Raw genomic sequence first — 25,242 nt, 5'->3', positions numbered from 1 at the left:
GGTCGATTCCCTAGAACCTTTCGGGCCGCAGCAGAGCGTACATCAGATAGACAAACAACCCCGCCGCCGCCACCCCCGCCAAACAATTTGCAAATAACATCGGTCTTCTCCTTGGGCGGCCGCGTCACAGCTTGGCGCAGCCGCGCGCCATTCCCAGCGCCAAAATGAAAAAGAGGATGGAGATCCCCAAAAACGAAATGTCCTGCATGTCTCTCTCCTTGATCTACTCGCGGTGAACGCTGGAAACGGCGTCCACCTGAAAACAAAGCGTGACGTTGGCGCTCTCCAAATCAATATCCATCTGGCGGCATCGCGCCGGAGCGCCAGCGATGCGTCCTACAATCGATTCCATCGCCGAACGATTGGCCTTGTAGAGAACGGAATAAACGCATCGCAGCGCCTCGGCGCCCTGCGCGTCCTGAGAAATGATCAAGCCGATCGGCGTCAGCGCCCGCGTCAGATGGACCTTGAGATCGTCGCCGCAAAGCTCTGCGTGCGCTTCGCCCGGCGTCAGCCCGAACTCCCGTTTCACGAACTCCGTCAATCGAAACGCGCTTTCCAGCTCCAGCCATTGCTTGCGGCGTGTCATGGCGTTACTCATGAGCCCACGCCGCCATCGTCACGATGTAAAGCGTCGCCGCGAACATCAGACGCTGTAGGAACGGATCCTGAAATATCTTCATCGACGACTCCTTCGCCACTGCTCAGTGACAAGGAGAGTGTGCCATTTTGCGTATAACGCGGGTGTAAAGGCCGGGGAGGGGAGTGTAAAGAAAGTGTAAAGATTGGGGAGTGGAGCCTCATCCCCTCAACTCGCTTTGGCTCGATGGGGGATGGGGCGCAGGCGGGGATGCGGCTTCTACAGCCGCCGGAGCGTCTCGCTGTCCGTCTGTCCGCCGAAGTACTTCTCCAGCACGCGGGTAAACACCGAATCGGGGCCATCGGCCTGCGCGAACAAGGTCATCGACGACTGGAGCTTGACGTCATCGGGTGAGCCGAAGATCTGCGACGCCGACCGGTCTTCGACGGCCAGCACCGCTTCCGCGCACTCGCGCAGATTTTCGCCCAGCTCGGGGTGGTCGAGGTAGGCCCGCGCTTCCTCCAGGCCATGGATCGCGTATTGCTTGGACGTGGCGCTGTATCCCAGTCCCGCAATCTGCGGGAAGATGTACCACATCCAGTGCGTTCGCTTGCGGCCCTGTTTCAGCTCGGAAAGCGCGTCATCGTAGACTGACTCCTGCGCGACGGTAAACCGGCCCAAATTAAACGGGTCCTCATTCTCATCGAAACTGCTCATACGTACCCTTTTGCCTCCGTCGAAACTCAATCGGCTGTTCTGATATGATATCCTACCCCCGGATCGGTCACGATCATACGCGGCCGGCCGGGCGTGTCCTCGACCTTGCGGCGCAGATGGCCGACGTGGACGCGGAGGAGCTGGGTGTCTTCGGCGTACTCGGCGCCCCAGACGTTGGAGAGCAATTGGCGGTGGGTGACGACGCGGTCGGCGTTCTGGGTGAGGAATCGAAGGATGTCGTATTCGAGGGGGGTGAGTTTGACTTCGGTTCCAGACTTGGTGACGAGACGGCGGGCGTAGTCGAGGGTGACGTCGCCCCAGGCGAAGTTGGCGGGTTCGGGGGTGGGGGCGGCGGCGCGCCGGCGGCGGAGGGCGGCGCGGACGCGGGCGGTGAGTTCGTCCATGCCGAAGGGTTTGGTGAGGTAGTCGTCGGCGCCCATGTCTAAGGCGGCGACTTTCTGGCGCTCCTGGCCGAGGGCGGAGAGCATGAGGATCGGGACATCGCTCCACTCGCGGATGCGGCGGCAGACTTCGAGGCCGTCGATGTCGCCGGGGAGCATGACGTCGAGAATGACCAGATCGGGCGCGGCGGCGGAGGCGGAGCGCAGGGCATCCTCGCCGTTCATGGCGGATTGGACGTCGTAGCCCTGCGCGAGCAGCCCCGCGCGGACGGCGCGCAGGATCTCCGGTTCATCGTCGACGACGAGAATGGTCGCCTTGTCGGTGTTTCTGGACAACGAATATTTATCCCTTCGGCAAGAAAAATGAGAAGATCGCGCCGTCTGGCTCGCCCGGGGGCGCGTTCGCGGCCCAGATGCGTCCGCCATGGGCGCGGATGACCGCCTGGCAGAGCGCGAGGCCGAGCCCCGTGCCGTGGACGGCGCCGCCCTGGTGTTTGGCTCCGCGATAGAAACGGTCAAAGAGGCGTTCTTCATCGCCCAGCGCAAACCCATGGCCGAAGTCTCGGACGGTCACAAGGACGCCGTCTTGTCCCGAATTCGTACGGTCGTTCTCGGCGCGCATTGTCACCTGGATCGGACTGCCGCTCGGAGTATACTTGATCGCGTTTTCCATCAAATTGGTCAGCACCAGGGCAATCTGCGTGTAGTCGGCCTGGACGAGAGGGAGATTGTCCTGTGTCTCCAAGGCAACGCGGGAGGCTTCGGCCGGCGGCAGGCGGTCCAGCGCGGTGCCGGCGACTTCGGCGAGGTCGCACCAGTCTTTGCGGGGCAGCCAGGCGCCCGCCTCCAGCCGCGACAGATCCAGCAGATTGTTGACGACGCCGCTCAACCGGTCGGCCTCGCCGTCGATGGCGACGAGGGCTTCCTGGCGAGCGTCCGGGTCCCACACGGCGCCCGGCTGCAGCAGCCCGCTGACCGAGGCTTTGATGGCGGCGAGCGGCGTTCGCAGCTCGTGCGACACCAGGGACACCAAGGCGTCCTTGAGCGTGTCGGCCTCGCGCAGCGCCGTGGCCTCCGCCGCCTGCTGAGTGAGCCGGTCACGGGCGATCACGACGGCGGCGTGGTTCGCCAGCGTCAGGATCAGCCGCTCCTCCAGCGCGGAGTAAGGGCGGCTGTCGCCGCGCGGCCCGACGTGCAGGACTCCCACCAGCGCGTCGGCGGCGTGGAGCGGAATGTAGACGCCGATTCGGGCGCCGTCGCCGCCGAGCGAGGCGTCCGTGTCCGTGACCGCTTTTGCCCAGAGATGCTGGCTCGCGCCGAGGCCGATCACCCGGTCGTTGGCGCAGGCGGCTTCAGCCAGACTGGCGATCCGCCCGAGCGTCTGCGCGTCGATAGGAACCTCGTTGGCGCCGTCTGGAGCCAGCTGGAGCGCCACGCCTGGTCCCAGGCGGCGGAAGACCAGGCAGCGGGTCGCGCCGCAGAGCGTTTGAAGCTGGTCCGCGAGAGCGGCCAGAACCCGGTCGGCGCGGATCACGCGGCTCACCGTCTCGCTCGCTTCAAAGAGTGTTTCGATCTCACTTTCCCGCGTGCGCGCTTCCTGCGTCTGCGCGCGCGCCTGCGCCGCCAGGCGCGCCGTCACCACGGCGGCGAGGAGGAAGATCGCAAGCGAGAGCCAGTCCTTGGGATCGTCCACGGCAAGCGTGTAAAAGGGCGGCAGAAAGAAGAGATCCCAGCAGAGGAAACTGAGCAGCGCGCCCAAAATCGCCGGCCCAAAGCCAAATCGAACGGCGCAGGCCAGAACGATCGGCAGATAGAGAAGGGACGCCTGGCCTTTGTCCACATAGGGGCGAAGCAGGGAAAAACAACCCGTCGCCGCCGCGACGCTCAGGACCGGCCATAAATAAGACCGCGTCACGGACGCCGCCGCGCGCAAGCCGTGTCCGCGCTCCGATCCGTTTGCGGCGCGGCGATGATCCGTCGAAAGTAATGACACCTCGCACTGTTCACGGCGAAGCGCCCGATCTCCTGCCGATTCCGCCTTCCAGAGTGCGCATGACTGCGGCAACCGGTTGTTTGTTTTGGCGCACGCGTGAAGTTTTTCATGAGGATTCGACAATAATTGTGGTACAGGGAAAGAGGGATCATCACCTCCCGGGCTCCTGCGGCCGGCGCCAGAATGAATTCCACAAGGAGCCAGATCGACAATGAAGGCCGCACTACCCAACAACGAAGGAGCAAGAATCGCCGCGCTTTACTCCTACGGAATCCTGGATACTCCCTCAGACCCTCGTTATGACGATATTACGCGCCTCGCCGCTTTCATTTGCGGCGCGGATATCGCAGTCATCTCCTTTGTCGATACCCAGCGCCTCTGGCCGAAATCCGTCTTTGGCGGCGTCGCCAGCGAGCAGTCGCGCGAGGCTACCCTTTGCTCGCACGCGATCCTCGGGACGGATCTGATGATCATCCCCGACACCACGCTGGATGCGCGCTTTGCCGATAACCCGTTCGTCACGAAAGACCCCAGCGTACGGTTTTACGCGGCTGCGCCCCTGATCACGTCCACCGGTTACGCGCTCGGCGCGCTGTGCGTCATTGGCTTTGCGCCAAAACAGCTCTCCGAGGACCAGGCGTCGGCGCTGCGCATGCTGTCCCATCAGATCACGGACCTGCTGGAGCTGCGCCGGCGCGTCGCCGAGCAGGAACAGCTGGTCAGCGAGCGGCAGGGCGCCGAAGACTCGCTGCGCCAGGAACGTCAGCGCTTTCGCTCGTTCGCGGAAAGTCTGGGCGCGGGCCTGCTGCTCACCGATCTCGACGACGTGATCCAATACGCGAATCCGCGAATGGCCGAGATTACGGGATACGAAATCTCGGAGATTATGGGGCGGCGGGCGCTGGATCTCTTTTTGTCTCCAGAAGACCGGGAAACGATGCGCGGCAATAACCGCGAGCGATCGAGCGGCGCGTCAGGACGGTATGAAATCGAGATCGTGCGCAAAGATGGGGAGCGCCGCTGGGTAGAGGTCGACGTCGTTCCGTACCGCGATGAGAAGCAGCAGATCGTGGGCACGCTCGCCACGAATACGGATATCAGCGCGCGCAAGGCGCTGGAGCGGGACCGAGACCTCGCCCTCAAAGACGCCGAGGAGCGCGCGGACCGCGATCCGCTCACCAATCTGCTGAACCACCGGACATTTTACAAGCGTTTGGACGAAGAGGCGAACCGCGCCCAGCGCGACGGCTCCACCCTCGCCGTCGTGATGATGGACATCGACAACTTCAAGTTCTTCAACGACACTTACGGCCACGCGACCGGCGACGACGTGCTGCGCCATGTCGCCACTCGCCTCCAGGCTCTTTGCCGCCAATACGACTGCGTGGCGCGCTTTGGCGGCGACGAGTTCGCTCTGCTGCTGCCGCGCGTCGGGACGAACACCGCCGGAGAGATCGAAGCGCGCCTTCGCGCGGGGCTGGAGAATATCACGCACCTTCTGCCGAACCGCCAGGCCGCCGTCCCGATCACCGTCTCGCTCGGCGCCTCGCTGCTGCCCCATAATGCGGCCGACCGGCGCGGCGTCGTGCGTCAGGCCGACGAGCGCCTGCGCCGGGTCAAGACCGGCGGCGCCATCGAAGCCGAAGCCGACCAGGTCCGCGCCTCCATGACGGGACGAGTCGACGGCTTCTCCATGCTGGACGCGCTCGTCACCGCCGTGGACAATAAAGACCGCTATACGCGCAAGCACTCCGAAGATGTGATGTGGTACAGCCTGATGATCGCCGAAGAACTGGGATTGGAGGAAAAGACGCGCCACACCGTCGCGGTCTCCGCGCTGCTGCACGATGTCGGCAAGATCGGCATCCCGGACGCCGTCCTGCGCAAGCCGGGCAAGCTGACGCCGGAAGAGTATGAGACGGTCAAGCAGCATCCCATGATGGGCGCCATCATGGTCGGCGCGATCGCGGGCCTCGAAGACACCCTCGACGCCGTGCGCCATCACCACGAACGCTGGGACGGCGACGGCTACCCCTTCGGCCTGCGCGGCGCCGAAACCCCGCTCATCGCCCGCCTCATGGCCGTCGCCGACGCCCTCTCCGCCATGACCACCGACCGCCCCTACCGCAAAGGCATGGAGCGCGACAGAGCCCTCGAAATTCTCAGGAATGGAAAAGGAACCCAGTGGGACCCCGCCTGCGTCGACGCCCTCCTGCGGCGGATGGCGGCGTCTGCATCGGCAATGGACGATGCTGTGGCTGCTTAGGTAGCGTTTAGCGCGGAGCGCGGTTCGTTGTGTGGGCGTGCAGTCCGGTCGCTAAATATCCGAATGGATCCGATTTACCCGGGCGATAACCACTGTCCTATCATCGATCGTCTTGGTGGCGGGATATTCCTTGCATCGATCCGGGTCCCGCCGTGTCACTTCCAGATATCGCTGCTCCCATTCTTCAATCGACGCCCCCGCCGGAGCCTCGGGATAACCATCCGTAAATATCTCGACCCATCGAACATCCGATAAGGCGATGGCCGTTGTCGTGACGAATTTTTCCGGCGTCGCTCCGCCGTCGATCACTCCGTATCCCAGAGGGTGGACGGCGTTGTTTCGATACTGTGACTGCGCTTGCAGCAATGGCAGGATGAACTCGCGGCCGCCCTGCGCGTCGCCTGTCAGGTGAATGTATTGCGCTCGCGCCGAGGAAGTCAGGGTGTCGATCAGCGCCGGCTTCAAATACAGGTCGCGCCCGTTGATCCGGACGCCGACATCACCGACCTGGGTGATGAGAAGTTCGTCGCCGTGAACGCGCAGGCAGGCGAAGACGCATGCCGGCTGTGGACTCGCGGCGGCGTTCATCCCCAGAGGATAGAAATGGGACGCCACATCTGCGTTCAACTCCGACACGAGCGCCGCGCCGTTGTTCGAGGATGAAATCGCCGCGTCCACAACTCTGCGTGCGATCTGCGCTCCCGTGATATGGCCGCAGGAAGGTTGGGCAGTTTTGGTCGTGACGCCATCCGCCGCCACCAGGCACATGGGCGTCACTGACGCTGCGTCCTCGTTGAGAGAGCCTGGCGACTTTGGTATGGAGGAAACTTGCGCATCCTCGAAGCGATAAGAGGGATTTGAGACGTCACTCATGGCTCAGACTCGCAAATCGTCCGTCGCCCACGCGGGCAGGGGGGCGACGCTGTCCTGCTCCAGCACGAGGGTGGTTCCGCTGGGGCCGGTGAGAAGATAGACGCGGTCGATGGTTTGCAGCATCAGCCAGAAGCCGTGGCCGAGGCTGCCGGCGGTGGTCCAGCCGCGCTCTAGGGTGGCGCGGGGCAGGTTGTCCACGGCGATTCCTTTGCCGGTGTCCGTGATCCAGATCTGGACGGTCTTATCGGGGTCGGCGCAGACATGCGATTCGCCGCCGCCGGCGTGGACGATGGCGTTCATGGCGGCTTCGGAGACGCCGGTCACGAGATTTTGCCAGCGCAGGTCGCTGAAGCCCCGCGCCAGCGCCGCTTGCTTGGCGGCGTCGCGCAGGACGCGCATGTCACTGGAGATAGTCAGCAGGATCGGATCGCAGGCGGCGGGAAGCTTGGGCGGCAGTCCCGAGGCGTCGTCGATCAGGCGCAGCTTGCCTTCGGTGACGCTCGCGAGGACATCGGAGAGGAACGTGCGCATCCGGGCTTCGGCGGCTAAGCGCAGCTTCTCGGATTTGGCGCGCGCTTCCTCGGCCTCCTTCCGAGCATCGATCTCAATCTGAAGCTCCTCCGCGCGAGTTTTGACGATCGCCAGCTCCGCGACAACATCCTCGCCGCGAATAAAGGCGGGGAACCGGCTGGCGTTCACCAGGACCGCGAAGCCGACGTCGGCGGTCACCATCGTCCAGGGCGTGTTGACATTGTAGGTCAACTGCCAGTAGGAGAGCCCTTCGAGGAAGTGCCCGACGGCGCAGGTCAGAAAGATGATCGGCACGAACACGCCGAGCAGACGCTGAAACCATGTCTGACGCGACACCATCACGGTGAACGTCATCACGGCGGCGTCGCCCACCAGCAGCGCCATAAACGGGTGGAACGTTTGAACGCAGAAATAATCCAGCGCGAACGATCCCACCAGGTACACGAGCGCCAGCGCCAGATCCCAGAGGTGCTGGCGGCTGCGTGAGTACATCCTCAGGAAATAAAACACCATCCCGAAGAAGACGCCAAAGTAGGCCAGGCCGATCTCGACATTGCCGACGCTCCAGATCCGGGCGCGGTTGGGATCCACCAGCACGCAGCGCTTCATAATCTCGGCATGCGACAGCTGCTCCGTGAGTGACAGGCCAAGCAGGCAGTAGGCGACGACCAGCACAAAAACAGGCATGATCCAGGGAAGAAGCCGCTGTGGTAAACCTGGCCCTGCGTTGTACGCAGGCTGAGCCGAACGGTCAAAGGTCATACTTCGATCGCTCCTACTAATAAACATTGGTCGTCGCGGACGCCGCCGCGCGCATAGGCGTTCACCTCATCGATGAGGCTGCGCACCAGCGCTTCGGAGTCGCCCGAAAGGCTCGTTTCCTGGAGCAGCGCGCTGACGCCGGCGACGCCGAGCATGTTCGCGCGCGTCGGCCCCACTTCGGTCAAACCATCCGTAAACACCGCCAGAACATCTCCCGCCATGAGCTGCACGTCGCGCTCGTCGTACACGGCGTCGTCATGCATCGCCAGCACTGGCCCGGTCGGAGACAGTTCGAGCACTTCCCCCGAGGCGCGCCGGACCAGCCCCGGCTCCTGCCCGCAGTTGACATACGACAGCCGGTGCGTCTCTGAGTCCCAGCGCCCGACGAACAGCGTGGCGAATCCCGTCAGCAGATCGTTTTGCGAGAGCGTCCGGCCGACGCTCGTGACGGCCGCGCCCAGATCGTCCTCGTTGTAAAGCGCAAACCGGAGCATGTTGCGCACGGTCGCCACTTGCGACGCCGCCGCCAGTCCCTTGCCGCTGAGATCGCCGACCACCAGGAACGTTACCCCGGGCGACGAGGAGAAGACATCGTAGAAATCGCCGCCGACGCCCGCTTCGTCCAGCGCGGGCTTGTAATGCAGCCGGATATCCAGGCCGGACACGCTGCTTGGCGGCTTCGGCTGGAGCGCCGCCTGGAGCTGTTCGGCGATCAAGTGCTCGCGCTGCTGCACCCGCGCCATCTCCACGGCGGACCGCATTTGCGTGGCGACCGTTTCGATCAGCTGCACTTCGTCCGGAGTCCAGTCGCGCGGAGCGTCGGACATCGCGGCGGTCAGCGTTCCCATGGAGTTTTCGCTGTCGTACAGCGCCACCGAAACACGTGAGCGCAGGCGCAGCTCCTCGATATTGGCGCGGGTCTGGGCGGACAGCCCGGACTTTTGCGTATCGGGCTCCACAGATGTCGGGCCGTCTTTGTAGAGCTCCTGGAACATCTCTCGCGTGTTGGAATAGGGATGGACGCCGGCGATCGGCTCCAGGTCCTTCCGTCGCCACTCGTTGGTGACGGTCACCATGCTGTTCGCGAAATCGTAGACCCCGAAATAGCATCGGTCGGCGCCGAGGGCTTCGCCGAGCTGGGTCACGGCGACTTCCTGGATGGAGTTGGGATCGTTCGCGGCGCGGATGGCGACGCCGATCCGGTTGATCAAAGTCTCTCGCTCGGCGCTCGACTGCGTGTCGGCCAGCAGGCGGGCCGCCTCCGCCGTGGAGCGCAGCTGGGCGGCGACAGCTTCGACAAACCGGATCTCCTCGATGCTCCATACGCGCGGCGCGTCGGCCATGTAAACGCCCAGAACGCCCACCACTTCCCCGTCGCTGGACATCGGCACATCGAGCAGCGCGCGGATGCCCATGTTGGTGAGCAGATCGGCGGACTTTTCGGAAAACTGGCCGGAGCGCACATCCGCGCATGTCAGCGGGGCGGACGCCGGGAAGATTTCATCCAACTGGACATCGAAGGAGGAGAGCGAGTATTCGCCGCGCAGATCGGGCAGGTCCGGGCGGCGCCATTCGGCGACGAAGCTCACATAGTCGCGTTTGCGGTCGAGGACGATGGACAGGCAGCGGTCGACGCCCAGCGCCTCCGCGAGCATTTCCAGCGCCACATCTTGAACCTGCCAGGGATCCGTGGTCTGGCGGATCGCTTCGCTGACCCGGTTCAGCATGGATTCGCGCCGCAGAGCCGCCTCCGCCTCGGCCTCGGCCTTTTTGCGGTCGGTGATGTCGGAAAGATAGGCGACATGGCCCCACGAACCCGAAAGCGGCATGACGACCAGTTCGATGGGGAACTCTTCCCCGGTGCGGCGCATCGCGATGGCTTCGGTTCGCCGGCCAAGAACGGATTCGCCCTCCGGCGCCGAGTAGTGTTCGAAGCCGTGACGCCCCTGAACTCGGCGCGTGGGAGGAACGAGTGTTTCGCCGATCTGTTTTCCCAGCACCTCATTGCGCGAATAACCGAACATTTTTTCCGCCGCCGGATTGAACTCATGGATCCGGCCGGCCTTGTCGATCGTGATAATGCCATCCATCGCCACCTGGAGGATGGTTGACTTCAGCGCCTCGCTTTGTTCCGTCAGCCGACGGGCGCGCTGCTGCGTATGCCCCATGGCGGACACGGCGGCGCTCACCGCGACGAATAAGATCAGCGATCGCTGGTTTGTCGGATCGTTGAGATCCGCGTGTGTCGCGGGGAGGATGACCATCGTGACGATCGCCAGCGCCAGCGACATCGCGAAGAGGCCGCCGGTGGCGCCCAGAACCCAGGCGCTATAGACGACGGCCGGAAAAAACGTCACGAAGGGCGCGGCGGGGCCGAGCACATGATGCAGCGGCAGACGCACCAGGGCGGCGATGATGATGCTGGTGACAACACCGGCGTATCGAATAAGGTCGCGCCGCCAGGGGGCGGACTCCGCTATCTCGGTTTTTGGCTCTGTCGAGGAAAAATTTGGACCAAGAGTCATGGGTAAAGTATAGCATGCATCGGGCGACAGGCGCATCGTTGCGTCATCGGGGCGTGCTTTTCCTGTACTGCTATCCTTCCATATTTTCGGGCTGATATCCTTCGGCTTTGTATTTTAGTTGTGAGAGCGCGCAGTCCGAGGGAGAAAGATCGTCGCGCTCGCCCAGATATGCGGGCTGATACAAGGAGCCGCCTTTGTAGGCGTAGAGGTACCGAATCTCCACAAGCGCGCCGGCGGCGGGAACGGTTTTGTTGACGGGAATGGTGACATTGCCGACCGGAACGGCTTCGCCGCCTTCGTCAAAGAGACGCAGACGCACACTGCGCTGATCGTTCACCGCCGCGACCTCGCAGGTGCAGGTGGCGTAAAATTTGCACTTCACCTGTGAGCCGCCCGACGCCGGCCGGCCGGCGACGCTCACGCCGTCCGCCTTTTTGAACACTACGCCCTCGCCGGCGCGCGCCGCGATGGCGTCGTACATCGCCTGCTTCCCCGTGGCGTCCCACGCCGTTTCCGCCACGACCACCCGGTCCGCGTTTTCCACGGCCGCGCTCAGGGCTTCAAAACGCTCTCGGTAGGGGCGGGAGCGCAGATCGTCGCCTCCCAGAGACAGCAGATCGAAAACGACGTATTTGTCTCCGAGCAGCTCGCCATCCAGAACACAGTCCGAAAGAGCGGCCAGGGCGTCGCTGATCTCCTGCGGCATGGAGACGCACAGGCCCTTACGGTTCGATCCCGTCACCGCGCCGCTCGTCACGGCCGACATGATGCGCTTGCCGTCGAACTTTTCCTGAAGGCACCAGGCGTCATCCTCGATATGTTTCCGCGCATGAGCCTCCTCGATCGAGTTCAGCAGCTGTGGAACCAGACCGGAGACGCGCTCCGCGCTGTCGGTCATGGCGAACAAAGCGCCCGATCCATCCGGCGTATAGCCCTTCGACGTCTTCTCTGCGATCAATTTATCATAGATTTGCCGGGCCTTTTCGAGCGTCACCGGCGCGTTCGTCTTCGTTCCCGCCGACAGCGCGCTGCCGCGACGGCCGTAGGCGAATGTGACGGTGTAGCCGCCGTCGGCTTCGTTGATCGCCGCGTGATACTCTTTGTCGGAGGATCCGTCACGGTAAAAGAGGCGAGAGCTGGTATGGATGGTCGGGGCGGTGGTTGTCATCATCTGGCTCCTTTGGCGCAATGAGTGTACCGCAGGCGTGGGGGAAAGCAAGAGGTCATAATCTCAAAGCCGCGACGAGAATATGGGAATTCTCGCGACATGAGATATTCTCGGCCGTCTGACCTATCCCCGGCGGACCGCCGGGGATAGGTCAAACGGCTTTAGGTTCGCGAATTAGCGATCCCAGCGCCTGCCGGGGCGATTGGGCCGATCGTTCCATTGGAGAACGAAATCGTAGTGATTGCGGCCGGGATCTTTGTCCGTGATGCGCACGACCGCCGTATAGCCGTTGCGTTCGCTGGGCTGCTGCGCCAGACGCACGCCTCCGCGCCCATCCGCTTCCCGCAACGTCACGATCACCGGCCGGCTGGGCAGAGCGCCGCCCCGGAAGTCAAAGCGATCGTTGCGAACACCCTCGGCGTTCGCGTGAACCCGGACGTCGTTCCCCGAAACTTTAATGACCGCGGTATCGTCCACGTCTCCGCTCCAGCGCAGACTCGCGGCGTTCGCCTGAACCGACATTGTTCCGGCTGCGATCGTCAGCGCCAGCGCCAGACCCGCGCGTTTTCCTGTATTCCACATCTTGTTAAGCTCCCTGTCTTCGAATTCTCCGCATGGATCTTCCCATGCGGGTGATGTGTGTAGTGACGCAGCGAATTGCGTGGAAGTTCCAATTTATTTGACGACTTTCAACCTTCGTGTTATACTTTGCGCATGAGCGCAATCTTCACCCCACTGGAAGTCCGCACGCTTCGCGCCGCGATCAACCAAATTATTCCCCCGGACGATTTCCCCGGCGGCTGGGACGCCGGCGTCGGCGATTATTTGGAGCGGCTGCTGGGAAGCGATTTTAAACTGTTATCGATATATCGACAAGGGCTTCATGGAATGGACTCCGCCGCCAAGGACGCATACGGCAAGGAGTTTGAGTTCTTATCCCCAGAAGAACAGTACGGTTTCCTGAACCGCGTGGCGCAGGGACAAATCCCCGGTCAGTGGGAAATCGCCCCGGAGGAATTTTTCCCCATGCTGGTCGGGCATGTGATGGAAGGGTATTACGCCGATCCCGGCAACGGCGGCAACAAAGACGGCGTCGTATGGCGCATGATGGGCTATGAGGTGACGGTATGACGGATCGCGCCATCCACAAGTACGATGTGATTGTTATCGGCGCCGGCGCCGGTGGCGGCGTGGCCGCCGCCCTGCTCGCGGAAGCCGGCAAAACGGTTTTGCTGCTGGAGCGAGGCCGCCGCATGACGTTCGCCGATGTGGGGCGCGACCACCTGCGCAACCAGCGGCTTTCGCAGCACGGCGTGAACGCCGGACCGAATCTGGCGGACAATCCGCGCGTGTTTGTCGATCCGCAGGGACGCTCGCGCATCATCGACGCCACCGACGGCGCTTACCAGAACAACGCGGCGGCGGTCGGCGGCGGCACTCAAGTTTATGGCGCGCAGGCCTGGCGCTATCTGCCCGACGACTTTCGCATGGCGTCCAAGTACGGCGTCCCCGCCGGATCGGGACTGGCCGACTGGCCGATCTCCTACGAAGAGCTCGCGCCGTACTACGAGCGCGCCGAATGGGAACTGGGCGTGGCGGGCGACGAAGCGGACGCCGGCCGGAACCGCCCGCGCCACAAAGAGTATCCCATGCCGCCGCTGCCGCTGAACATTCAGGGCCGCGTGCTGCGCGCCGGCGCGCAGGCGCTGGGCTGGGACACGCAGCATGTGCCGCTGCTGATCAACAGCGTCCCGCGCCAGGGGCGCGACGCCTGCGCGCACTGCCAGCAGTGCGTCGGCTTCGCCTGTCCGACGGACGCAAAGAATGGGACGCACAATACGATGATCCCGCGCGCCCTCGCCACCGGCCTCTGCACCCTGGAGACCGAGGCGATGACCGAGCGCGTAATCGCCGATGGCGCGGGACGCGCCACGGGCGTCGTCTACTGGAACAGCGCCGGCGAGCAGATCACGGCGACGTCGGAAGTCGTCGTGCTGTCCGGCGGCGCGGTCGAGACCGCGCGTTTGATGCTCAACTCCAAAACGGACGCGCATCCGAATGGCCTGGGCAACGATCACGATATGGTCGGCCGCAATTTCCAGGGACACTTCTACGCCGGCGCCGTCGGCTGGATGGACGATTCCGTGTGGGACGGCGTTGGGCCGGGACCGACCACGGCGACCATTCGCTTCAACCACGACAACGACGGCATTGTCGGGGGCGGAATGCTCTGCGATGACTTTATCATGCAGCCGATCAACTTCGTCAAAGGAAGCGTTCCGCGCGGTGTCCCTCGCTGGGGCAAAGAACACAAAGAGTGGGTGCGTCACAATTACACGCGCATGCTGCGGGTGTTCGGCCCCGTCCATGACATTCCCAGCCCGGACGCGCGGATTTCGGTCGATCCGGACGTGCGCGACCGCTGGGGAATTCCCGTCGTGCGGATTTCCGGCGCGACCCATCCCGAGACCCTTCGCGTCCACGCCTTTATGAACGCCCGCGCGGAGGAGTGGCTGCGCGCAAGCGGCGCCAAAAATATCCACAGCGACGCGGCGACGCTGAGTCTGAGCGGAGGGCAGCATCAGGCAGGGACTTGCCGGATGGGCCACGATCCGAAGACGTCGGTCACGGACACCTGGGGCCGCGTGCACGGTTTTGACAACCTTTACATTGCCGACGGGTCTCTGCACGTCACCAACGGCGGCTTCAACCCCGTCCTCACGATTCTGGCGCTTGCGTTCCGCGTCGCCGGCCACATCGCCGAATCCTGGTGAGCAATGCTTGCCAGGATTTGACCCCTCTCCAGTCTCCGTGCTATACTTTCCCTCTATGACGAATGGCTCTTTCGATCTGTTTGGCCTTGCGCCGGGCGACGCCGTATTCCCGGCGTCCATTACCGAGATTCAGGATATCGTGCGCGAGGCGCCCGCCGGCGCGGCGATTGTCCCGTGGGGCGGGGGAACCCGGCAGCATTTGGGCTATGCGCCCGAGCGCTACGACCTCGCGCTTTCGACGCGAAACCTCAATCGCGTGGTCGATTATCAGCCGGCGGATATGACTGTTACGGTGGAAGCCGGGATCACGGTCGCCGCTTTGCAGTCCCTGCTTGGCGAGCAGGGACAGTTCCTGGCCCTCGATGTCGCCGAGCCCGAACGCCGCACCGTCGGCGGAATCATCGCGGCCCGCGCGGACAGCCTGCGCCGCTTCCAATACGGGAGCGTGCGTGATTCCCTGATCGGCGTCAGCGTCATCGACGCCCGCGCGGAACTGGTCAAAGGCGGCGGCCGTGTGGTCAAGAACGTCTCAGGTTACGATCTCCCCAAGATGTACTGCGGCTCTCTGGGCACGCTGGGCCTGATCGTCGAAGCCTCGTTCAAAGTTTCGCCCCTGCCGCAAGCCTCGGCCACCGTGCTGCTGCCGCTGGAGGCCGAACACAACAGCGAGGACGCGCTCGATTCCCTGCTCGCCTCGGAGCTGGTTCCATCCTTTTTATATCTTCTCAGCCCGCAGGCGGCGCGCGTTCTTCTCGAAATTCCGGACGGCGTCGAACCCACACAGTTCCTGATCGTCGGCTTCGACGGCGATGAAGAATCGGTCGCCTGGCAAGTCGAGACTCTCGGCGCGGGCGCGCTCGATTCCGAGACAGCAGGTACAATAAGAGACCGGCTGCGCGATTTCGCGCACGCGCCGTCGCCGATGACCTGTGCGTTCCATATCCTTTCCTCCCAGGTCGGCGCCTTCTCGCGCATGCTGGAATGGACCGCCCGCCGCGCGGGCTTTGTCGCCCAGGTCGCCACCGACGCCGCGCTAGGAATGATGTGGGCGCACTTCGCCCCAGCGTCAGAAGCATCCGACTGGAGCACGCTTTGGCCCGACCTCTTCGACAAAGCCAGCCGCTGCGGCGGCAGCTTCATCGTAGAGCGCATGCCGGACGAGCTTCGGGCAGAAGACAAACCTATCTGGTTCCCACTGCTGTCGGACTTCGCGCTGATGCGGGGATTGAAAGAGAAATTGGATCCGGGACGGCTTTGGAACCCGGGGCGGTTTGTGGGGCGGTTGTAGAGAGGCCCTCACCCCCTCCCGGTCCTACCTACCCCCGGCCGTCGGCCGACCCCTCCCGCCGACGGGAAGGGTTATTTTAGAGTGTGTTATCGCAAGCGACTTTCGTAAGAGGCAATCCTATCAACCCTTCCCGTCGGCGGGAGGGGTGGCGCGAAGCGCCGGGGTGGGTTTACTAGAGGGCCGGCCGAAGGCCGGAAGTAGGTCTGGATAGGATAAGTATGATCGACGACGCCTACACAAACGATTTAATGACCTGTGTCCACTGCGGCCTCTGCCTCAACGCCTGTCCCACCTATCTGGAGACGGGCAGCGAGGCGGATAGCCCGCGTGGGCGGATCGTGCTGATGCGCGCCCTGCATGAAGGACGCCTGTCGCCGAAGGACGAAGACCTGCGCCAGCATATCGACGCCTGTCTGGGCTGCCGCGCCTGCGAGACTGCGTGTCCGTCCGCCGTGCCGTACGGGCATCTGGTCGAAGTCGCGCGTGGGAGAATCAACCATGAAGGCGATCGGCCGGTGTCGGAGACGCTGGGTCGCAAGGCGCTGTTGGGGACGCTGACGCACCCGTCGCGCATGGCGGCGGCGATGACCGTGGCGCGGCGCGTGACGGATGGGGACGTTCCCGCGCTCGCGCTCAAGATGCTATCGGGCGACGCCGGCGCGAAGACGCAGCATGTCGCGCTGCCGGCCAAAATCAATCCGCCGCTGCCGCCGGCTTATACGCCGGCCGTGGGCAAAAAACGCGCGCGAGTGGGCGTGCTCGCCGGATGCGTGATGCGCGTGCTGTACGGCGACACCAACGCGAATACCGTGCGGGTGCTGGCCGCGAACGGGTGCGAGGTTTTGGTGAACCGACGCCAGGGCTGCTGCGGCGCGCTGCACGCGCACAACGGCGCGCTGGAAGAGGCCCGGGGACTCGCGCGCCAGCTGATCGACGCCTTCACGCCGATGGACGGCCTGGACGCCATCATCGTCAACTCCGCCGGTTGCGGCAGCACGATGAAGGATTACGAGACGCTGTTCGCGGACGATCCAAGTTACCGAGAAAAGGCGTGCGCCTTCGCCGCCAAAGTGCGCGATATCAGCGAGTTTCTGGACGATCTGGGGTGGGGGGCGCCTCTTCAGCCCCTGTCTTCGGAGCCGCTGACGCTGACTTACCATGACGCCTGTCATCTCGCGCACGGGCAGGGAGTGCGCGACGCGCCCCGCGCGCTGCTGGGGCTTATTCCCGGCGCTAAGTTGGTTTCGCTCAAAGAAAGTGAGATCTGCTGCGGTTCGGCGGGAATCTATAACTTGACCGAGCCCGAGATGGCGACTCGTCTGCGTGAGCGCAAAATCGCCCATATCCGGGCGACCGGGGCGAGCATTGTCGCCACCGGCAACCCTGGCTGTCTGTCCTGGATCAACTCCGGATTGGCCGCCGATTCTGAAAATGTCATCCGCGTGGCCCATCCGGTCACGCTGCTTGCGGAGGCGCTTTGTCCAGCACCACTCTCGGAGTAACCTTAGAAGGCCATGTCGCCCAATTGAAGCGCGACTTGGACGGAATCCTCGTCCACGAAGCCGCGCTGAGCGGCCTCGCGGCCGCCCTCCTGGCGTCGTTCGCGCAGGGCGGCAAGATGCTCACCTGCGGCAACGGCGGCTCCGCCGCCGAAGCCGCGCATCTCGCCGAGGAACTGACCGGCCGCTTTTACCGCGAGCGTAAATCCCTGCCGGGCATGTGCCTGTCCATCGACGGCACATTACTCACCTGCATCGGCAACGACTACGGCTTTGAGGAGATCTTCGCGCGCCAGGTCGAATCCCTCGGGCGCCCCGGCGACGTGCTGATCGGCTTCACCACCAGCGGCAACTCCGAAAATGTCCTGCGCGCAATCCAGAGAGCGAAGGAGCGCGGCCTCATCACCGCTGTCTTCTCCGGCAAAACCGGCGGCAAGATGAAGGGACTCTGCGATTACGAATTTATCGTCCAGAGCGAACATCCTTCGGCGATGCGCGTTCAAGAGTGCCACCAGTTGATGCTGCATGTGCTGTGCGAGAAAATCGAGCGGGTTGTGCTGGGGATTGAGTGAGGAGAGGCTGGGGCTGAGCAAACTCGCACCGTCTCACCTCTCTCCTGCAAACCCACCCCCGGCCTTCGGCCTACCCCTCCGGGGCAAACCCACCCCGGCGCTTCGCGCCACCCCTCCCGCCGACGGGAAGGTTTGGTAAGATTGCCTCTGACGAAGCCGCCTGCGATAACACACTCTGAAATAACCCTTCCCGTCGGCGGGAGGGGTGGCGCGAAGCGCCGGGGTGGGTTTGCAAGAGAGGCTCGCCCGGAGCCGTGAACGATCTGCAAGAAGAATAAAAATTGAGTGATACGATGCCGTTTATCGAGAAATTAAAGGCGAAGACGCCGACACTGTCCTATGAGTTTTTCCCGCCCAAGAATTCGGGCGGGTGGGGGACGCTGTATTCGTCGCTTGGCGCGATCGCCCGCCAGGCGCCGGACTTTGTGTCCGTGACCTATGGCGCGGGCGGCTCCACGCGTCAGAAAACGGTGGAGCTGGTCGGGCGTATTCAAAGCGAGCTGGGGATCGAGACGGTGGCGCATCTGACGTGCGTCGGCCATTCTCAAGGCGAATTGCGCGGTATTCTCGAACAGCTGGAGGCGGCCGGCGTGAAGACCGTGCTGGCGCTGCGCGGCGACCGGCCCAAGAATGATCCGGCGTTTGTGGCGCACCCCGAAGGCTTCGGACGCGGCTGCGATCTGGTCGACTTCATCCACCGGGACTTCAATTTTCACATCGGATGCGCGTTCTACCCCGAGAAGCACCCGGAGTCGAGCACCATGGATCTGGACATTGAGATCCTGAAGGCCAAGCAGGATGTCGGCGCGGACTTCGCCGTTTCCCAGCTCTTTTTCGACAACGACACATTCTATCAGTTCCGCGACCGCGCCCACGCCGCCGGCGTCACGCTGCCGCTGATCGCCGGGATCATGCCCGTGACCTCGCTCAGCCAGCTCCCGCGCTTCTCCGAACTTGGCGGCTCCCAGATTCCCGCCAAGCTCACGGATTTCCTCGGACAAGGCTCCGACGAAGAGATCGTCCCGCGCGGCGTCGAATACGCCGCCGCCCAATGCCGCGACTTAATCGACAACGGCGTCGCCGGCGTGCATCTCTACACACTCAACAAATCCGTCTCCTCGGTCAAAGTCACGCAGGCGCTGCGCGCGTCTGGGCATTTGCCCAAGGCGGCGCCGGGGAAGTAGCTTGGAAAATATTGCTGCGGATTGGACTTCTCTCCCTGAAGGAATATCGTCCGAGTCTCTGTGGGTGACTCTGCATGATGGGCATCTGGAAAGCATTGTCTCCGATCTGGCTGCGGGATCTATCACGCTGACGTTTCTTGTCGAATATGTCGCTCGTTTTCATCAGCTTCCAGGTGGTACGCGGTTCATCCTGCGATTCGAAGGCGTATCCTCTGTTCGGGCCATTTCCTCGTTTCCCTTTCCTGCCGAACCGATTATTCCAGCAATAGCGACAAAAGAAGAAGCGCGTCAACTGCGCCAGAAGTACGATCCTAAGTGGCGGGAGCAGTCCGTCGATTGGGGCGCCCTAGAGGAGCAACTGCGCATTTACGAAGAGTCCATCGATATTTACAATGTGGAGTTGGCGCGGGACTCCGATCAAGTCGCCATGAAGTTGGATGGGATGCTGTGGGATGAAAAAGCCTATCGAGAAGCATTCTATCGTCTTTTCATTCGCGCCAACACCGTGCAATTTTCCGATACGAATGGCGGCGATTACGATCTCGATCAATTTCAGGAACTTGGCGGACGGTATTGGGAAGCGTTTGGCAAGCGAGCGCCGAACGATGCGCACTGATTTGCTCTTGAGATCCTGAGGGTGGAATTCTGAGGCGTTTCTTATTTTAGACAATCAAAGCGTCAAAACGTGGGTAGATTAGGAACTTGATCGTTTGCGGAAGTGATATTGTCCTCTTTGCATGGCCTTTGGACAGTGAAATAGGAGAATTTGGATGGCACAGCTGAGCGCGCCGGTAACGGATCAGGACTTTAGCCGAGGCCCGCAGGACGCTGCGGTGACTCTCGTGGAGTACGGCGACTACGATTGCCCCCACTGCCGTCAGGCGTATGCGATTATCGAGGGCATCGAGCGTCAGCTGGGAGATCGGCTGCGCTTTGTGTATCGGCCGTTTCCGCGTGAAACGCGAAATTCGCCCGGAATGCGGGCCGCCGAGGCGGCGCTGGCGGCAGGCGCGCAGGGACGTTTCTGGGACATCCATCGACTGCTGCTGGCTCCTGAAGCATCGCTTGCCGAAGCCGATCTTCTGCGGATGCCGCTGCTTTATCCTCATGTGCTCAAACTCGACGAAGATCGGTTCGTGCGCGATATGACCGATGGGGTCTACGCCGAGCGCGTGCGGGAATACGTGCATTTCGGAGTAGAAGACGGCGTGCGCAGCACACCGACATTCTTCATCAACGGCCGTCGCCACGATGATTACTGGGACGCCGAAACCCTCCTCGCCGCAATCGAACAGGCCCCGGCCGTTGTCTGATTTCTAAAAACCCTAGTCGGCCTGCCATACCCGAATATACTTCACCGCCAGCTCCGCCGGAAATTCGTCCGCGCTTTGCGGCGGGCCGGGCCAGGAGCCGCCGACGGCGAGGTTGAGGAGGACGTGGGCGGGGCCGCCGTCGGATCCGTCGTCGTGGGTCCAGGAGAAGCGGCGATGGGCGACGCGGACGCCGTCGACGTAGTGGTCCACCATGTCGGGGGTCCAGAGGACGGCGAAGGTGTGGAAGTCGTCGGAGTAGTCGAAGCCGGGGCGGTAGGTTCCCCATTTGTCGAGTTTCGTTTCCAGGTCGGCGTTGTCTTTGTTCTTGCCGTGGACGTAATGGAATGAGTTCGTTGTAGAGTCGCGGCCGTTGTCCACGATCTCCAGGACGTCGATTTCGGGTGGCCAGCCGACCTGCGGGTTGATCCAGAAGGCCGGCCACATGCCCCGGCCTTTCGGGACCTTCATGCAGCATTCGTAATAGCCGTATTTCCCAGTCCACTTGGAGCGCAGCATGCCGCTCTCGATCCCGCCGGACTTCAAGCCATCCACCGCGCGCGCGGTGAGTTTTAATTCTCCATCGGCGAAGACGTGGTTGTTATTGTCGCGATATCTCTCCCATTCGTCGTTCAGCGTATCGAGTTTGCCGTCGTTGTAGATAAAACGGGTGAAGAACTCGGCGTCCAGCTGCGCTCGATTGGTGATCGCGCTCCCAAAATCCCAGTTCTTGACGAGATGGTAGCGCTGCCCCGCGATGGGCGCTGGCTCCTTGACGCGCTTGGGCTTCGCCGAAACGCCATGGGATGTGGAAAAGAGCAGGACGGTGGCGACGCCCACTTGGAAAAGCGTCAATGCTGTCGGACGTTTTGTGCGCAATTTATGCTTCCCCAATCTTGATTCGCAGACCTGTGCGTGCGCTTTGCGCGATGGCGTCGACGACGCGGGCGTTGGCGAGGGAGTTTTCGATGGGAAGGATCGGCGTGTCCTCGCCAAGAAGCTTGCGCGAAAAGCAGTCGATCTCGATCTCGTAGGTGTCCGTGGCGGCGACTGAGTGTGTTTCCCACGTTTCGTCGGGGCGCGTCAATGTCCAGACGCACGTTTCCTCGGCGCCGAGAAGAAACTTCGGCACGCAGATGGCGCCCTCGCTGCCGACGATCTCGTAGGTCGAACGGCTGTAAAGCGTGAAGGAGCTGTCCAGCAGAGTGGTGGCGCCGCCCGCGAACTCCAGCAGCGCGGTCGTGGTGGTGTCGATTCCCAGATTGGGATCGACGACCGCGCTGGCGCTGGCGGCGAGCGGCTCGGAGCCCCAGACCTGGCGCGCGATGTGGACGCCGTGGGCGCCGCAGTCCAGCAGCGCGCCGCCGCCGAGCGTGCGGCTGCGGCGATAGTCGTTCCACTCGCTTTGCAGGAAGGATACGGAGACGCGGACGAGTTTGATGGCTCCGATCGCGCCGCTCTGCACCGCCTTCGCGACTTCCCGCTGCAGCGGATGATACCAGTAGCTGAAGCTTTCGCTGATCAAAACGCCGTTGTCCTGCGCGGTCTCCCGCATTTCTTCGGCTTCCGCGCCGGTGACCGTCAGCGGCTGCTCGCACAGGACATTCTTGCCGTGGTTCATCGCTTCGACGGCCCAGCCGACGTGCAGGCTGTTCGGCAGAGGGATGTAAATGGCGTCGATGCGGTCGTCGGCGATCAAGGCGTCGTAGTTCGCGTACGCCTTGCAGTCTGGACCGACGCCGGCCGCCACTTCCGCCGCATGGCCGGCGTCGCGCGAGGCCACCGCGACGAGCTCCGCATGCTCGCTGCGCATCAATGCCGGGATCGCCGATTCCCGAGCCACGCGCGATGTCGTACCGATCACGCCCCAGCGCACTTTTCGTTTGTCGCTCATTGCTGATCCCTCATTGCCGGCGGTCAACTGATGCAGGAGTCTTGCCTGCTGGCCGCGTATTTTACTCCCATGGAGTATCGTCCGATTGTTTTCGCCGTCGCCGCCGCGCTTCTCGCGGGCGGCTGTCATGACGCTAGTTCGCCGGCGCCGGGGAATTCCCCTCCGCCGTCCGCTGCGGAAGCCGCCAATCAGCAGTTTTTGAACCGTGGGACATACGATCCCTGGATCCTGAAATCGCCCGGCGGATCCGGCGTCGCCCCACTGTATCTGTCCGATGGACGCAAGGCTTACCTGGTGGACAGCGGCGGCAAGCCGAACCAGAAGTTCGTCGCCGGCGGCTACGTCAACAATGCCCTGCAGGGCGGCGCGCCGGAGAAGGAAGCCGCCGCGCAGGGCCAGGCGGGATCGTTTGTGCAGACGCTCAATCTGCGCACGGGCGCGCTGACGACGCAGACGCCGTCCGGGGCCGTGACGCTGTCTTTGCCCGGCTTTCAGCCGCGCGACTGGGCCGGCGTATGGGACCAGTCGGACATCGCGATTGACGGAGACCCGGAGGCGCAGCAGGTCGTCCATTCGAACCTGTTTTATCTGCTCTCCTCAACGTACCCAGGCAGCGACCATTCCATACCCCCGATGGGATTGTCCAGCAGTGTCTATCAAGGGCATATCTTCTGGGACGCGGAGATCTGGATGTTCCCCGCGCTGATCGCGCAGCATCCGGACCTGGCGAAGTCGGTGATCAACTACCGCTTCGCGCGTTTAGAGCAGGCGCGCAAGAACGCCGCGCATCACAAGTTCGCGGGCGCGGAGTATCCGTGGGAAAGCGCGGTGAGCGGAGAGGAAGTGGCGCCGGAGGAGTTTTCACACGAGCGGCATATTACCGCCGATGTGGCGTACGCCGCATGGCAGTACTATCTTTGGACCGGAGATAAGAACTATCTGCGCGAAGAAGGCTGGCCGATCTTGCAGGCGACCGCGCAGTATTGGGCGTCGCGCGTGACCAAGGACGGAGACGGCAGCTATCACATTCGCCAGGTGATGCCGCCGGATGAAACGGCGGGAGTGGTGGATGACGATGCTTACACCAACGGGGCCGCGCGCTACAATCTCAACGCCGCGACGGCCGCCGCCGGGGCGCTGGGCCTGAGCGCCGACCCGAAATGGGCGGATATCGCCGACGCGCTGATCACGCTGTCGGACGCGGACCGGGGTATTCCGGCGGAGCATGCGGGCGACATCACGGACCGTTTCTCCGCCAAGCAGGCCGATACGCTGCTGCTGGTGCATCCGCTGAATGAAAAGTTTGACGCCGCCACGACCGGCAAGATGCTCGATTTCTACGCCACGCACACCATCAAGACCGGCCCGGCGATGACCTCCTGCATCCACAGCATCGTCGCGTCCGAGCTGGACCGGGGCTCCGAAGCCCTGGAGTATTTCCGAGAATCGTATCGCCCGTTCATGCGCGGGCCGTGGAACGCTTTCTCTGAAAAACGCACCACGAACAATGTCTACTTCCATACCGGCATGGGAGGATCGCTGCAGGCGGTTCTCTACGGTTTCGCCGGCTTGCAGGTTCGGACAAAGGGCCAGGGCGGCCCTGGGATACGATTGGCGGGTGACAACGACGTCTCGCTTTGCGCAAATCCGCATCTGCCTCCGGGCTGGACGCACTTGACTATCAAGGGCGTTCGGTTCCACGGCCAGATGCTGGATATTGATATCAACAGCAAAAACGAGGCGTCGGTCACCCGCCGGAACACTTGAAGCGAAACAACCTTTATCCCAAACTGACGGACATGCTCCGCAACCCGTTCGTGCGTCTGCGCCTGGCGCTCTTTGTCGGCGCGCTCCTCGGTGCGTTCGGCACGGCGGGGTACATGGGAATCGAGCACTACGGGTTTCTGGACGCCGTGTACATGACCGTGATCACGCTGAGCAGCGTGGGGTACGGCACGGTGCGTCCATTGGACATCGCCGGCGAAATCTTTACGATTTTCCTGATCGTCGTTGGTCTCGGCACCGCCGCCTGGGTCTTCTCCACGGTGATTGAAGTTTTCGTCAGCGAGCAATCGCTGGCTATCCTCACACAAAGGCGGATGAAGCGCGTGGTCGACAGCCTCAACAACCATTACATCATTTGCGGCTACGGCCGCATCGGCCAGGAAATCTCCCTCAACTACTCACAGAACAACGTTCCGCATCTGGTGATGGAGCGCGATCCCGGCCGCGTGGAGATGCTGCGCGAGAATTCGGTCCCCTTCATCGAAGGCGACGCCGCGGACGACGAAACGCTCAAGCGCGCGGGGATCGACCGCGCCGCCGCGCTGATCGCCGTAACGCCCACCGACGCCGTCAACACATTTATTGTTTTGAGCGCCCGGGGCCTGCGTCCCGATCTCTACATCGTCGCCCGCGCCGACAGCTCCTCCAACGAAGCCAAGCTCTATCGCGCCGGCGCCAGCAAAGTCGTCTCCCCGCACATCCTCGGCGGCCGCTGGATGGGCATTACCGCGATCAACCCCGCCGTCACGGACTTCATCACCGCGATGACCGACGCCGACCACGACAAATTTCAGGTTCGGGAGTTCGTCGTCCTCTCCGAAAGTGAATTCGCCCACAAGACCTTCGGCGAAAGCCGCCTGCACGACCGCAGCGGCGCCCTCGTCGTCGCCGTCCGCCGCGTCGGCAAAGGCGGCCATTTTCTGCCCAACCCCGCCGATAGCCTCGTCCTCGGCCCCGGAGACGTTCTGATCGCGATCGGATCGCCTGACCAGCTCAAAAAACTCGGCGCGCTGATTGGGGCGTAGAACTGCGGCCCTCACCCCCGGCCCCCTCTCCCAATTCTGGGAGAGGGGGAGTCGGAATAAGAGTTAGGATTTTATATTTGAGATCTTAAAACTCA

23 protein-coding genes are annotated in these 25,242 nt (G+C 63.0%); 11 read left to right on the top strand and 12 right to left on the bottom strand.

Annotation, left to right across the window (positions count from 1 at the left end; genetic code table 11):
- Positions 1-10: 10 nt before the first annotated feature.
- The 5 genes from kdpF to D5261_RS29995 form a co-directional block, all read right to left on the bottom strand.
- Complete coding sequence (kdpF, locus tag D5261_RS30015) at positions 11-100, bottom strand: K(+)-transporting ATPase subunit F (RefSeq protein WP_119322781.1); 90 nt, start codon at positions 98-100, stop codon at positions 11-13.
- A gap of 123 nt (positions 101-223) precedes the next feature.
- Entirely contained in the window at positions 224-589 is a 366-nt protein-coding gene (locus tag D5261_RS30010) for a Na-translocating system protein MpsC family protein (RefSeq protein WP_301002347.1), read from the bottom strand.
- Between the two features lie 270 nt (positions 590-859).
- Positions 860-1,297, bottom strand: coding sequence for a DUF1810 domain-containing protein (locus D5261_RS30005; RefSeq protein WP_119322783.1), 438 nt, complete (start codon positions 1,295-1,297; stop codon positions 860-862).
- Between the two features lie 26 nt (positions 1,298-1,323).
- Positions 1,324-2,034: a response regulator transcription factor gene (locus D5261_RS30000; protein WP_218025666.1), complete on the bottom strand. Its 711-nt coding sequence runs from the start codon at positions 2,032-2,034 to the stop codon at positions 1,324-1,326.
- A 7-nt stretch (positions 2,035-2,041) separates the two neighbouring features.
- Positions 2,042-3,691: a DUF4118 domain-containing protein gene (locus tag D5261_RS29995; RefSeq protein WP_125206120.1), complete on the bottom strand. Its 1,650-nt coding sequence runs from the start codon at positions 3,689-3,691 to the stop codon at positions 2,042-2,044.
- A gap of 211 nt (positions 3,692-3,902) precedes the next feature.
- On the opposite strand from D5261_RS29995, the gene D5261_RS29990 reads away from it, so the two are divergent.
- Entirely contained in the window at positions 3,903-5,957 is a 2,055-nt protein-coding gene (locus D5261_RS29990; RefSeq protein ID WP_119322785.1) for a sensor domain-containing diguanylate cyclase/phosphohydrolase, read from the top strand.
- Positions 5,958-6,008: 51 nt separating this feature from the next.
- Here the strand turns inward: D5261_RS29990 and D5261_RS29985 are convergent, their stop codons facing one another.
- The 5 genes from D5261_RS29985 to D5261_RS29965 all read right to left on the bottom strand — a co-directional run bounded on the left by D5261_RS29985 (position 6,009) and on the right by D5261_RS29965 (position 12,398).
- Entirely contained in the window at positions 6,009-6,830 is an 822-nt protein-coding gene (locus tag D5261_RS29985) for a hypothetical protein (RefSeq protein ID WP_125206121.1), read from the bottom strand.
- 3 nt (positions 6,831-6,833) lie between these two features.
- Positions 6,834-8,123, bottom strand: a complete 1,290-nt coding sequence (locus tag D5261_RS29980; RefSeq protein ID WP_165864373.1) for an ATP-binding protein — start codon at positions 8,121-8,123, stop codon at positions 6,834-6,836.
- Positions 8,120-10,648 (bottom strand): SpoIIE family protein phosphatase, encoded by a 2,529-nt coding sequence (locus D5261_RS29975; protein ID WP_165864374.1) that lies wholly within the window; start codon positions 10,646-10,648, stop codon positions 8,120-8,122. Before D5261_RS29975 ends, D5261_RS29980 begins: the two co-directional genes overlap by 4 nt.
- A 70-nt stretch (positions 10,649-10,718) precedes the next feature.
- Entirely contained in the window at positions 10,719-11,819 is a 1,101-nt protein-coding gene (locus tag D5261_RS29970; protein ID WP_119322789.1) for an ATP-dependent DNA ligase, read from the bottom strand.
- Between the two features lie 171 nt (positions 11,820-11,990).
- Positions 11,991-12,398, bottom strand: a complete 408-nt coding sequence (locus D5261_RS29965; RefSeq protein WP_119322790.1) for a hypothetical protein — start codon at positions 12,396-12,398, stop codon at positions 11,991-11,993.
- Between the two features lie 132 nt (positions 12,399-12,530).
- Here D5261_RS29965 and D5261_RS29960 point away from each other — a divergent pair, with 132 nt between their 5' ends.
- From D5261_RS29960 to D5261_RS29925, 8 genes are all read left to right on the top strand, one after another.
- The gene (locus D5261_RS29960) at positions 12,531-12,947 is read left to right on the top strand and encodes a gluconate 2-dehydrogenase subunit 3 family protein (RefSeq protein WP_119322791.1); all 417 of its coding nucleotides are present in this window, start codon (positions 12,531-12,533) and stop codon (positions 12,945-12,947) included.
- Entirely contained in the window at positions 12,944-14,590 is a 1,647-nt protein-coding gene (locus tag D5261_RS29955) for a GMC family oxidoreductase (protein WP_218025667.1), read from the top strand. Before D5261_RS29960 ends, D5261_RS29955 begins: the two co-directional genes overlap by 4 nt.
- Positions 14,591-14,645: 55 nt before the next feature.
- On the top strand, positions 14,646-15,878 hold the full coding sequence (locus D5261_RS29950; RefSeq protein ID WP_119322792.1) for an FAD-binding oxidoreductase: 1,233 nt from the start codon (positions 14,646-14,648) through the stop codon (positions 15,876-15,878).
- 218 nt (positions 15,879-16,096) lie between these two features.
- The gene (locus D5261_RS29945; protein ID WP_119322793.1) at positions 16,097-17,380 is read left to right on the top strand and encodes a (Fe-S)-binding protein; all 1,284 of its coding nucleotides are present in this window, start codon (positions 16,097-16,099) and stop codon (positions 17,378-17,380) included.
- Positions 17,356-17,949 (top strand): D-sedoheptulose-7-phosphate isomerase, encoded by a 594-nt coding sequence (locus tag D5261_RS29940; protein WP_119322794.1) that lies wholly within the window; start codon positions 17,356-17,358, stop codon positions 17,947-17,949. Before D5261_RS29945 ends, D5261_RS29940 begins: the two co-directional genes overlap by 25 nt.
- 281 nt (positions 17,950-18,230) lie before the next feature.
- Complete coding sequence (gene metF / locus D5261_RS29935; protein WP_218025668.1) at positions 18,231-19,133, top strand: methylenetetrahydrofolate reductase [NAD(P)H]; 903 nt, start codon at positions 18,231-18,233, stop codon at positions 19,131-19,133.
- 1 nt (position 19,134) lies between these two features.
- Positions 19,135-19,749: a hypothetical protein gene (locus D5261_RS29930; RefSeq protein WP_125206122.1), complete on the top strand. Its 615-nt coding sequence runs from the start codon at positions 19,135-19,137 to the stop codon at positions 19,747-19,749.
- A 154-nt stretch (positions 19,750-19,903) separates the two neighbouring features.
- Positions 19,904-20,446 carry a DsbA family protein gene (locus tag D5261_RS29925; RefSeq protein ID WP_119322797.1) on the top strand — a complete coding sequence of 181 codons (543 nt, stop codon included), beginning with the start codon at positions 19,904-19,906 and terminating at the stop codon, positions 20,444-20,446.
- 12 nt (positions 20,447-20,458) lie between these two features.
- On the opposite strand, the gene D5261_RS29920 is transcribed toward D5261_RS29925, so the two are convergent.
- A complete protein-coding gene (locus tag D5261_RS29920) occupies positions 20,459-21,322 on the bottom strand; it encodes a glycoside hydrolase family 16 protein (RefSeq protein WP_165864375.1) in 864 nt (287 codons plus the stop codon).
- Between the two features lies 1 nt (position 21,323).
- The gene (locus tag D5261_RS29915) at positions 21,324-22,337 is read right to left on the bottom strand and encodes a Gfo/Idh/MocA family protein (RefSeq protein WP_165864376.1); all 1,014 of its coding nucleotides are present in this window, start codon (positions 22,335-22,337) and stop codon (positions 21,324-21,326) included.
- A gap of 30 nt (positions 22,338-22,367) precedes the next feature.
- Between D5261_RS29915 and D5261_RS29910 the strand changes: the two genes are divergently transcribed.
- Together D5261_RS29910 and D5261_RS29905 are read left to right on the top strand one after the other, a co-directional pair.
- Entirely contained in the window at positions 22,368-24,104 is a 1,737-nt protein-coding gene (locus D5261_RS29910; RefSeq protein WP_119322800.1) for a glycosyl hydrolase family 95 catalytic domain-containing protein, read from the top strand.
- Positions 24,101-25,147, top strand: coding sequence for a potassium channel family protein (locus tag D5261_RS29905; protein ID WP_119322801.1), 1,047 nt, complete (start codon positions 24,101-24,103; stop codon positions 25,145-25,147). Before D5261_RS29910 ends, D5261_RS29905 begins: the two co-directional genes overlap by 4 nt.
- The last annotated feature ends 95 nt before the right edge of the window (positions 25,148-25,242 follow it).

Origin of the sequence: Capsulimonas corticalis, assembly GCF_003574315.2 — a bacterium.
Taxonomy (GTDB): Bacteria; Armatimonadota; Armatimonadia; order Armatimonadales; family Capsulimonadaceae; genus Capsulimonas; species Capsulimonas corticalis.
This window is presented reverse-complemented; position numbering and strand designations above follow the sequence as displayed.

Bases quoted from the DNA above. Each gene is read 5' to 3' on its own strand.
- D5261_RS29910 (WP_119322800.1), top strand. From the start codon at position 22,368: ATGCAGGAGTCTTGCCTGCTGGCCGCGTATTTTACTCCCATGGAGTAT.
- D5261_RS29925 (WP_119322797.1), top strand. From the start codon at position 19,904: ATGGCACAGCTGAGCGCGCCGGTAACGGATCAGGACTTTAGCCGAGGC.
- D5261_RS29985 (WP_125206121.1), bottom strand. From the start codon at position 6,830: ATGAGTGACGTCTCAAATCCCTCTTATCGCTTCGAGGATGCGCAAGTT.
- D5261_RS29970 (WP_119322789.1), bottom strand. From the start codon at position 11,819: ATGATGACAACCACCGCCCCGACCATCCATACCAGCTCTCGCCTCTTT.
- D5261_RS29950 (WP_119322792.1), top strand. From the start codon at position 14,646: ATGACGAATGGCTCTTTCGATCTGTTTGGCCTTGCGCCGGGCGACGCC.
- D5261_RS29955 (WP_218025667.1), top strand. From the start codon at position 12,944: ATGACGGATCGCGCCATCCACAAGTACGATGTGATTGTTATCGGCGCC.
- kdpF (WP_119322781.1), bottom strand. From the start codon at position 100: ATGTTATTTGCAAATTGTTTGGCGGGGGTGGCGGCGGCGGGGTTGTTT.
- D5261_RS29915 (WP_165864376.1), bottom strand. From the start codon at position 22,337: ATGAGCGACAAACGAAAAGTGCGCTGGGGCGTGATCGGTACGACATCG.
- D5261_RS29965 (WP_119322790.1), bottom strand. From the start codon at position 12,398: ATGTGGAATACAGGAAAACGCGCGGGTCTGGCGCTGGCGCTGACGATC.
- D5261_RS29945 (WP_119322793.1), top strand. From the start codon at position 16,097: ATGATCGACGACGCCTACACAAACGATTTAATGACCTGTGTCCACTGC.
- D5261_RS30010 (WP_301002347.1), bottom strand. From the start codon at position 589: ATGACACGCCGCAAGCAATGGCTGGAGCTGGAAAGCGCGTTTCGATTG.
- D5261_RS29975 (WP_165864374.1), bottom strand. From the start codon at position 10,648: ATGACTCTTGGTCCAAATTTTTCCTCGACAGAGCCAAAAACCGAGATA.
- D5261_RS29980 (WP_165864373.1), bottom strand. From the start codon at position 8,123: ATGACCTTTGACCGTTCGGCTCAGCCTGCGTACAACGCAGGGCCAGGT.
- D5261_RS30005 (WP_119322783.1), bottom strand. From the start codon at position 1,297: ATGAGCAGTTTCGATGAGAATGAGGACCCGTTTAATTTGGGCCGGTTT.
- D5261_RS29960 (WP_119322791.1), top strand. From the start codon at position 12,531: ATGAGCGCAATCTTCACCCCACTGGAAGTCCGCACGCTTCGCGCCGCG.
- D5261_RS29990 (WP_119322785.1), top strand. From the start codon at position 3,903: ATGAAGGCCGCACTACCCAACAACGAAGGAGCAAGAATCGCCGCGCTT.